Below are 9,392 nucleotides of genomic sequence, written 5' to 3' on the forward strand. Positions count from 1 at the left end.
TTTGATAGAGGGAGTAAGATATGAAAGGGGATGGTATTTTCAATCTACGGAGATACTGGATATAAGCGTGCTTTTGATATATAAGCGGTTGAGTTCAGTTCCCTGGAGAAAACCTCATCTACATTTAAGATCGGAGCAGTATCGGTTAAATAGAATTTACCACTTGCAATATTCCAGGGAGGAATTATAATATGCTCAGACACAATTTTCGGGGTAACTCTCCCCTTCTACAGGTTTTCTTTACCTATGTTACGTTTACTCTCTTTTCAGTATGATTATATTCCTTGTTTTCTTTTAAACTTGGAAATATGGTCATCTCCTTTCTTCATCCCCTTAACTACGACATCTTCTAAAAACTTCCCTTCTGGTAAACCCATCGAATTTCTTAATTTGTAAAAACCTATTGACTTTTTAGAAATTTGTGTTTTTAGCTCTTTTTGGTTTTATTCTACCAGAAAGGAGATTTTTCAATTTCTTTTCCTTGAAGAAAATGCTACCTAACCTGTTATACTCAATTTTCGACTTTTGAAACACAAATTTTTGGAGTAGGTAGATTCCTCTCTCTCTTGACTTTTTAATATGGCGTTTGTATAATAATTTAAAAGGGCAGAGTGGTATGGTTTTTCCAGTTGGGAATTTAATCTTAAATAATGCTCCAATACAATTTGTAAATTTTGATAATATTTTAAGTCAAGCTAAAAAGAATAGAGAGGGGCGCTTATTGGGTTATATTGAGATAAAATATCCGGAAAGTTACGAATATCTTTTCTTTAAAAATGGGGAGACAATTGGAGCTGGTGTTTTTAAGGAAAATAGATTTGAAGAGGCTCCTTTAGAAGAAGTTCTTAAAAAAGCTAAAAAGGCTCATCAAGGGTTTGTTGATATTCATATGATTGATGAAGAGCTTCTTAATATTATAATTACTTTGTTTAAAGAAAAACCTTTGTTTGCAGATAAGAGAATAAAAAATGTTGACCTTAAAGTTCTCTTTGAAAAGTTAGAAAGCCTTAAGTTCAATGGATTTCTTGCTTTGAACAAGTCAAATATGTATTCTTTTGTGAAATTTGAAAATGGCGCCCCTCAAACAATATATCCTCTAAAAAAAAGTAAAAGGAAAATTGATAAGGAAACCTTATTTTCTTTATTGGAAAAGGAAGATATGTTAATAAGTGCTTATAAAGGAAAGGAAGCGAAAAGACAGGCAAGTCCTGCTTTGATTGAACTCTTTGTTAAATTTTTTAACACTCTTATTGTTTCTTTTATAGATGTTGTCGGGATTTCTCTTGTCCGAAAAACACTCATTCCTTCTTTTGAAAATGTAAGGGAAAAATGGGAAATTCTGAAAAATTTTAAGATTGAGGAAGATCTTAAAATTACCTATACTCCTTTTATTGGAACAGATGAAGAGATAACAGAAGCGTTCGCAGCTTGGATTGATCAATTCGCAGATGCAATATTTGTTGTTCTTGGAAGAAAAACAGACATAATTATTCATAACTCTTTAAAAGATTATCGTTTTGCTTTGAAAAAAACTGGATTTTTTGAAAAGTCTAAACTTTCCAGGTTAGATATAGAGTAATTTGGTTTATTTTGCTGCAACTCCAATTGGAAATCTTGAAGATATTACTTATAGGGTTATTAGGATAATGAGAGAGGTAGATTATATTATTTGCGAGAATAAGAAAAGGACAAAAATTTTGATAGAGCATTATGGGATTAAAAAACCTCTTAAAACTTTTAACGATTATAATAGAGAAAAGATGACTTCCTGGATTCTGAATAAACTCCAAGAAGGGAAGGACTTTATTTTTATTACCTCTGCCGGCTCTCCTCTTATCTCAGATCCAGGTTTTTATCTTGTTAAACATTTAATAAAAGAAAAACAACCTTTTACTAGCCTACCAGGCCCTTGTTCTTTGATAAATGCCCTTATTCTTTCGGGACTTCCTTCAGATAAATTTATTTTTGAAGGTTATCTTCCAAAAAAGGAAGGAAAAAGGAGAAAGATTTTAGAATCTCTAAAAGGGGAGGAAAGAACAGTCATTTTTTTTGAGTCTCCAAGGAGGATAGAAAAACTTCTCATTGAGATAAGAGAAATCTTACCGGATAGGTTTATAGTTCTTGCAAGAGAGATGACAAAGATCTACGAAGAAGTAATTAGAGGAAAGGCAAACGAAATTATTGATAATATGCCAGAATTAAAAGGAGAATTTGTGGTTTTAATTGGAGGAAAGAATTGGTCTGGGATAGCTTAAGGGAAAAAGGGAAGAAGCTTCTTTACCCACTTGTTAAATTATTTTCCTTTCTCCCCCCAAATCTTATAACTTTTATTGGTTTCTTAATTGTGTTTTTTTCTTCCATATTTATTTGGAAAGGTTTTTTTAGAATAGGAGGGATAATTTTAATTTTTGGTTCGATCTTAGATGCAATTGATGGAGAGGTTGCCAGAATGAAAGAGAAAACATCAAAATTTGGGGCTTTTCTTGATTCGACCCTTGACAGATACGCAGAGTTTTTTATATTTTTTTCTATAGCTTTAGGAGGTAAGAGTAAGCTTCTTTTTGCTTTTTGTGTGGTGGCTTTTTTAGGAGCTTATATTACAAGTTATGTAAGAGCAAGAGGAGAAGGGTTGGAAATTGAAATTAAAGAAGGTTTGTTTACGAGGACAGAAAGAATTGTTCTTTTGATTATTGGTCTGGTTTTAATACCAGAGAAGATAATTTATGTAATTGGAATAATAGCTTTTGGAGCGAATATAACAGCTGTTCAAAGAATGATAATTGCTTATGAACGGCTGAAAAAGGGAGGTAGCTAATGGATGATGATAAAATTAGAGTTGCAATAGTTGGTGTTGGAAATTGTGCTTCTTCACTTGTTCAAGGGGTTTATTATTATAGGAATGCAGATCCAAATCAGTCTATTCCCGGAATTATGCATGTAGATTTAGGTGGATACCACATTAGAGATATTGAGTTTGTCGCTGCTTTTGATATAAATGTTACGAAGGTTGGGAAGGATCTTTCAGAGGCAATTTTTGCTCCTCCAAACAATACTTATAAATTTACAGATGTTCCAAAACTTGGTGTTAAGGTGCAAAGAGGAATGACCCACGATGGAATTGGTAAATATCTTGCGAATGTGATAAAGAAAGCTCCTGGTTCAACTGTAGATATTGTAAAAGTTCTTAAGGATACTGGAGCAGAAATAATGATTAGCTACCTACCTGTAGGAAGTGAAGAGGCAACAAAATGGTATGTAGAGCAAGCTCTTCAGGCAGAGGTTGGATTTATAAATGCAATTCCCGTTTTTATAGCTTCTTCAAAGTATTGGTCTGATAGGTTCAAGGAAAAGGGGCTTCCTATTATAGGAGATGATATTAAATCTCAAGTTGGAGCTACAATTGTTCATAGAGCTTTAACTCAGCTTTTCCTTGATAGAGGGGTTAGGCTTAAAAGGACGTTCCAATTAAACGTGGGTGGAAATACAGATTTCTTAAATATGTTAGAGAGAGAAAGACTTGTTTCTAAGGAGAAGTCAAAAACGCAAGCTGTTACTTCTCTTCTTCCTTATGACATTGGTAAAGAGAACATTCACATAGGACCTTCTGATTATATAGAATGGCTTGCTGATAGGAAATGGGCTTATATGAGGTTAGAAGGGCAAACTTTTGGAGATGTTCCACTTAATATTGAGTTGAAATTAGAAGTTTGGGATTCACCGAATTCCGCAGGAGTAATAATAGACGCAATTAGAATAATGAAACTTGCCCTTAATCATAAAATTGGAGGAGCATTAATAGAACCTTCTTCTTATTTAATGAAATCTCCTCCAAAGCAGTATCCTGATTCTATAGCAAAGCAAAAAACCGAAGAATTTATTGAAAAATATAGGAAGAAACCAAAAAAATAGAAATAATAAGAAAAAAAGAGGTGTTTTTATAACTTTTGAGGGTGTGGAAGGTTCGGGTAAAACACTGCAAGCAGGTTTATTGTATAAGTGGCTAAAAACAAAAGGATTTGATGTTTGTCTTACTAAAGAACCTGGAGGGACTAAAATTGGGGAAAAGATTAGGAAGATTCTTCTTAAGGGGGAAAGTAAAATAAATAAATATACAGAACTTTTTTTATATCTAGCAGATAGGGCTAGTCATCTTACAGAGGTTATTGAACCAAACCTTAATAAAAATAAAATTGTAATTTCGGATAGATATTTTGATTCTACCTTTGCTTATCAGGGAGTGGGCAGAGGGATAAATGAAAATGAAATAGAATTACTTAAGAAATTAAGTTTATTTAGTAAGAGAGAGCCAGATATAACTTTTTTGCTTGACGTAGATCCTGCTATTGCAAAAAATAGGATAAAAAAACCGGATCGGATTGAAAAGGAACCTTTAAGATTTCATAGAAAAGTTAGAAAAGCTTATCTTAAGATAGCCAAAGGAAATCCGGGAAGGGTTGTTTTAATTAATGCTCGGGGTTCTATAGAAGAGACTCATAAAAAAATAAAAGAAAAAATCATTGATTTTTTGGGGGAGGAGTTTAATGGAGAAAAAAAAGAAATATAGTTTTTTGGTTGCTCTTGTTATTATTGCTTTAGTTGGTTTTATTTATTCTTCTTTAAACGTTTTTACTGCCATAAACTCTATAGAACAGGTTTTAAGAATTATAAATGATAACTATGTTAATGACGTAGATATAACAGAGTTATTGGAACGTGCCATAGAGGCAATTGTAGATACACTTGATAGTCATAGTTCTTATCTTAAAGAAAAGGATTTTAAGGATCTAATGATTCATACAGAAGGTGAATTTGGAGGGTTAGGTATACAGGTATCGAAGAGGGGTGAGTATATAACAATCATTGCTCCTATTGAAGGGACTCCTGCTTATGAGGCAGGTCTTCTCCAGGGAGACAAGATAATTAAGATAGATGGAATTTCTACTAAAGATATGGATTTGGATAAAGCTGTGTCTATGATGAGGGGGGCTCCTGGAACAAAAGTCACTCTTACAATTTCCAGAGAAGGGATGGATAAGCCAATTGATTATACTATTGTAAGAGCAATAATTAAAATTAAATCTGTTCCATATGCAGGATTAATTAAACCTAATATAGGTTATATAGCCATAAATTCTTTTAGTAAAACTACTCCTAATGAATTGAAAGTTGTTCTTGATTCTCTTATTGATCTTGGAGCGAATAAGTTTATTTTAGACTTAAGGAATAATCCTGGGGGAATTCTTGATGTGGCAGCAAAGGTAGCTTCTTTCTTTATAGAGAAAAAGAAAGAAATTGTTTATACAGAAGGCAAAAACACAAAAGATTTTTATTATTCTGATGATGGGGCTTATTCAGAGTATCCTCTTGTAGTTTTGGTGAGCTCTTTCTCCGCTAGTGGTTCTGAAATTGTTGCAGGAGCGATTCAAGATTGGGATCGAGGTCTTTTAATTGGTTCTCGGACTTTTGGGAAGGGTTCTGTCCAAAGAATTTATCGTCTTCCTGGAAATAGAGCCCTTAAATTGACAATAGCTCGATACCACACTCCTTCTGGGAGATGCATTGATAGAGAATTAGTAAAAGATACAACAAGGATTTATTATACAAAAGGGCCATTACATAGAAAGGTGAAAGGAGGGGGTGGCATTGTTCCTGACTCTGTTTTAGAAATAAAATATTCCCCTTTCTTTGAGAGAATATATAGATATAGTTTTGATTTTGTTGTTGAGTATCTTGCAAAGCATCCAGGTGTTGAAGAGGTTACACCTTCTATGATTGAAGCTTTTAAGAGTAAGGTGAAAGAATCTTTAAAGAAGGATTCTTTAGAATTTGCAGAGAATATTGAGTTTCTTAAGAACTTTCCAGACACTGTAAAATTGACAGAAGATGTGAGTAGAGAAATCTTAAGAAGGGTAAAGGAGTATCTCCAAAGGGAGACTGGAAAACCAATAGGATTTTCGGAAGAGGAGTGGGATAAGTCCCTAAATGAAATAAAAAGGGAACTTAAGATAAGAGTGGCTTATAATAAAAAAGGGATTAAAGGGAGGTATGAGGCAAGCATTCCAGAAGATGAACACATTCAAGTAGCATTAAAAATTCTTAAAACTGCTAAAACTCCAAAAGATGTCTTTTCTCTTAAAAGGTGAAAAAGACTTTCTATTTAGAGACTCTTGGTTGCCCGAGAAACGAATCTGATAGTGAAGCTATCATAAATAATCTTATTAATTCTTATAATTTTAACTTATCCGAAACTCCAGAAGATTCAGATATTATTGTTGTAAATGGATGTGCTTTTATAAAAGAAGCAGTTTTAGAGTCTATTGAGACAATTCTAAATCTAAGAGAGAAGAATAAGGATGCTTTGTTTGTGGTTGTAGGATGTCTGGCACAGAGATATGGGGAAGAACTGAAGAAAAATTTAGAGGAGATAGACCTTATTGTAGGAACCGGTTCAATAGAAAAACTCCCAGAATTAATTATTAAAGGAAAATCCGAAGTTACTTCTAATTCTGGATTTTTGGGGAGAAGTATTTTTTTAAACAGTCCTTCTGTTACCCCTTCCCATTATAGGTATTTAAAAATTCAAGAAGGCTGTGATTTTAAGTGTAGCTTTTGCATAATTCCTAAGATAAAAGGTGGCTCGCGCTCAAAAGGGATTTCTTTAATAAAAGAGGAAATAAAAAGTCTTCCTCCTATAGTAAAGGAATTAATAGTTGTTGGACAAAATACAACTTCTTGGGGGAAAGATTTAGGTGAGGGTGAGAATCTTTCAAAGTTAATTGGTGAAATTGCACCTCTTTTCCCAGGATGGATTAGGTTTCTTTATTTTCATCCTCTTTCAATTTCTGATGAATTGCTTAGGATAATTCATAACTTTTCAAATCTGATAAATTATCTTGATATCCCCTTCCAGCATGTTTCCGATTCAGTTCTTTCTTATATGAGACGAGGTTACGGAAGGAAAGAGATAGAAGAATTATTAGAGATGATTGATAAAGTTGGAGAGTTTACTGTTAGGACTACTTTTATTATTGGTTTTCCGGAAGAGAAGGAAGAAGATTTTAAAGAGCTTTGTGATTTCATAGAGAAATCTAATTTTGACCATATAGGAATTTTTGAGTATTCTCCTGAAGAAGGGAGCACTTCTTATTATATGCCTTGCCTTAAAAAGAAAATAATAAAAGAAAGAATGAGGGAGATCTCGAAGATAATAGAGAGGAAAATGGAGGAGAGAAGTAAAAAATTTATAGGAAAGGTGGTTGAAGTTCTAATTGATGGAAAGGAAAGTGGAGAATATTTTGGAAGAATGAAGTCTTCCGCTCCAGAAATAGATCCTGTTGTTTGGATTCCTGGTAATTTTAAAATTAAGGTTGGAGAGATCTATCCTGTTGTAATTAAAAGTGTTCTTGGGGGTGATTTTGTAGGAGAACTTAAATGAGATGGATCTTTAGAAGCGAGGATCCTCCACAAGATAAAAAACCAGAGTCCATTATAAAATTTCTCTTAAAAGTAAGAGGGATTTCAAACTTTGATTCTTTTCTTAATCCTTCTCCTAAAGATTTAAACGACCCTTTTCTTCTTGATAACGTGGGAAAGGCAAGCGAAAAGATATTGGAAGCCGTAAGAGGAAGGAAGAAGATCTCTATCTTTGGTGATTTTGATGCGGATGGGATTTCTGCAACTTCATTAATGTTGGCGTTTTTGAGAAAATTGGGAGCAGAGGTTGATTTTTATATTCCCCATCGCCTGGAAGAAGGGTATGGATTAAATAAAGCAGGAATTGAAGAATTGAAGAAAAACGGAACAGAACTTTTAATTACTGTAGATTGTGGGATAAATTCTGTTTTAGAGATAGAAAGAGCAAAAGAGCTTGGTATGGAAGTTATTGTTACAGACCATCATTTGCCAGAAAGCGAAAATCCTGCTGAGATTGTAATAAGTCCTCATTTGTCAGAAAAATATCCCTATAAGGAACTTGCAGGGGTTGGGATTGCCTTTAAACTTTGTCAAGCTATTACAAAAATTATAGGACTAAGAGAGAATTTTCTCTTTTGGAATCTCGATCTCGTTGCTCTTGGGACCGTAGCGGATGTTGTTCCTTTAACTGGAGAAAATAGAGTAATAACAATTCTTGGATTAAAAATAATGAATGAAGGACGGCGACCCGGAATTGTTTCTTTGTTTAATACAGCTGGATTTAAAAAGGAAAAGATCGACGCTTGGCATATCGCTTTTATTCTTGCTCCAAGAATTAACGCAATTGGGAGACTGGAAGAAGCAAAAGAAGCTGTTCGTTTACTTCTTACTTATAATAAACGAGAAGCAGAATTAATTTCTGCCAAATTAGAGAAAAGTAATATTGAGAGAAAAAAAATACAGGAAGAAATTTATGCTGATGCCTTAAAAATTATTGAGTCTTATGGAGAAGATATTCCCGGGGTTGTGATTTCAGGAAAGAATTGGCATGAGGGTGTTATAGGGATTGTTGCTTCTAAGATTGTGGAGGAATTTTATTTGCCCACAATTCTTATTTCCGAGAAAGAAGGAATTTGCAGAGGTTCGGGTAGAAGTATTCCGGGTTTCAATATTACGGATTGCATTAAGGGTTTATCTCATTTTTTGGAGAAATTCGGAGGGCATTCTCAAGCTTGTGGATTTTCCATAAAGAGAGAAAATATTGAAGATTTTAAAAATGCTTTTGTAAAGGAAGTGGAAAGGAGAATGGAAGGGAAAATTTCACTAAAGGAGCTTTTTATAGATTTTCCTCTTTCTCTTTATTGGGTTGATGAAAAATTAGTAAGAAATATAGAAGAGCTGGGTCCATTTGGAATTGGGAATCCAAAACCTGTTTTTGCGGCACAGGATATAGAATTAGTATGTTCACCAAATATTGTTGGAAATAATCATTTAAAATTCGTGTTTAAAGATAAAGATAAATATTTCTCTGGGATTGGTTTTTCTCTTGGAGATAAGATTAGCTCGATCAAAGACAGTAAAAAAGTTAGCATAGCTTATACACCTTTTGTAGATGATTGGACAGGGAAAGTTTCATTGAGAATTTATGACGTAAAAGGATGAAAATAAGAATGGAGGCTGATCAGCCTCCATTCTTATTGTAAGGCTTCTCTTTATTTTACCGGAAGGACAACTTTTACTTTCTCTTTTGTCTTTTCGTTGATAATAAAGTATATCCCACCACTCACTTCTTCACCTTGTGCATTTTTTAAATCCCATAAGTCACCGGTTAATCTAATAACCTCTCTTCCAGTTACATCGTAAACAACGGCACCTTCAGAATTGAGTTTTACAATACTTCCGGGAAGAACAATCTCACTTCTCGGTTTATTTTCTTTCTCTTTTGTATTCTCGGTAACCCCACTATACCATGGAGCATC

The 9,392-nt window shown here is 33.7% G+C and carries 10 protein-coding genes; 9 read left to right on the forward strand and 1 reads right to left on the reverse strand.

The genetic code is table 11. The features are described from left to right. The 9 genes from ABIN61_08685 to recJ all read left to right on the forward strand — a co-directional run. The coding region (locus tag ABIN61_08685) for a hypothetical protein (GenBank protein ID MEO0294276.1) at window positions 1-190 on the forward strand (190 nt) is incomplete at its 5' end. Window positions 191-586: 396 nt separating this feature from the next. Further along, on the forward strand, window positions 587-1,579 hold the full coding sequence (locus ABIN61_08690) for a hypothetical protein (protein MEO0294277.1): 993 nt from the start codon (window positions 587-589) through the stop codon (window positions 1,577-1,579). 1 nt (window position 1,580) lies between these two features. Continuing rightward, window positions 1,581-2,255, forward strand: a complete 675-nt coding sequence (gene rsmI / locus ABIN61_08695; GenBank protein MEO0294278.1) for a 16S rRNA (cytidine(1402)-2'-O)-methyltransferase — start codon at window positions 1,581-1,583, stop codon at window positions 2,253-2,255. Continuing rightward, on the forward strand, window positions 2,237-2,815 hold the full coding sequence (locus tag ABIN61_08700) for a CDP-alcohol phosphatidyltransferase family protein (protein ID MEO0294279.1): 579 nt from the start codon (window positions 2,237-2,239) through the stop codon (window positions 2,813-2,815). Before rsmI ends, ABIN61_08700 begins: the two co-directional genes overlap by 19 nt. Further along, window positions 2,815-3,909: an inositol-3-phosphate synthase gene (locus ABIN61_08705; GenBank protein MEO0294280.1), complete on the forward strand. Its 1,095-nt coding sequence runs from the start codon at window positions 2,815-2,817 to the stop codon at window positions 3,907-3,909. The genes ABIN61_08700 and ABIN61_08705 overlap by 1 nt, the downstream gene beginning before the upstream one ends. Next, window positions 3,878-4,564: a dTMP kinase gene (tmk, locus tag ABIN61_08710; GenBank protein MEO0294281.1), complete on the forward strand. Its 687-nt coding sequence runs from the start codon at window positions 3,878-3,880 to the stop codon at window positions 4,562-4,564. The genes ABIN61_08705 and tmk overlap by 32 nt, the downstream gene beginning before the upstream one ends. Next, complete coding sequence (locus tag ABIN61_08715; GenBank protein MEO0294282.1) at window positions 4,542-6,143, forward strand: S41 family peptidase; 1,602 nt, start codon at window positions 4,542-4,544, stop codon at window positions 6,141-6,143. Before tmk ends, ABIN61_08715 begins: the two co-directional genes overlap by 23 nt. Continuing rightward, the gene (rimO, locus tag ABIN61_08720) at window positions 6,140-7,435 is read left to right on the forward strand and encodes a 30S ribosomal protein S12 methylthiotransferase RimO (GenBank protein MEO0294283.1); all 1,296 of its coding nucleotides are present in this window, start codon (window positions 6,140-6,142) and stop codon (window positions 7,433-7,435) included. Before ABIN61_08715 ends, rimO begins: the two co-directional genes overlap by 4 nt. Continuing rightward, window positions 7,432-9,075, forward strand: a complete 1,644-nt coding sequence (gene recJ, locus ABIN61_08725) for a single-stranded-DNA-specific exonuclease RecJ (GenBank protein ID MEO0294284.1) — start codon at window positions 7,432-7,434, stop codon at window positions 9,073-9,075. Before rimO ends, recJ begins: the two co-directional genes overlap by 4 nt. A 50-nt stretch (window positions 9,076-9,125) precedes the next feature. Here recJ and ABIN61_08730 read toward each other — a convergent pair. After that, window positions 9,126-9,392 (reverse strand): hypothetical protein (locus tag ABIN61_08730; protein MEO0294285.1); only part of this gene is annotated, 267 nt, incomplete at its 5' end.

The organism is candidate division WOR-3 bacterium, from assembly GCA_039804165.1.
GTDB lineage: Bacteria > Hydrothermota > UBA3072 > UBA3072 > UBA3072 > JAFGHJ01.

Bases quoted from the DNA above. Each gene is read 5' to 3' on its own strand.
- ABIN61_08705 (MEO0294280.1), top strand. From the start codon at position 2,815: ATGGATGATGATAAAATTAGAGTTGCAATAGTTGGTGTTGGAAATTGT.
- ABIN61_08715 (MEO0294282.1), top strand. From the start codon at position 4,542: ATGGAGAAAAAAAAGAAATATAGTTTTTTGGTTGCTCTTGTTATTATT.
- recJ (MEO0294284.1), top strand. From the start codon at position 7,432: ATGAGATGGATCTTTAGAAGCGAGGATCCTCCACAAGATAAAAAACCA.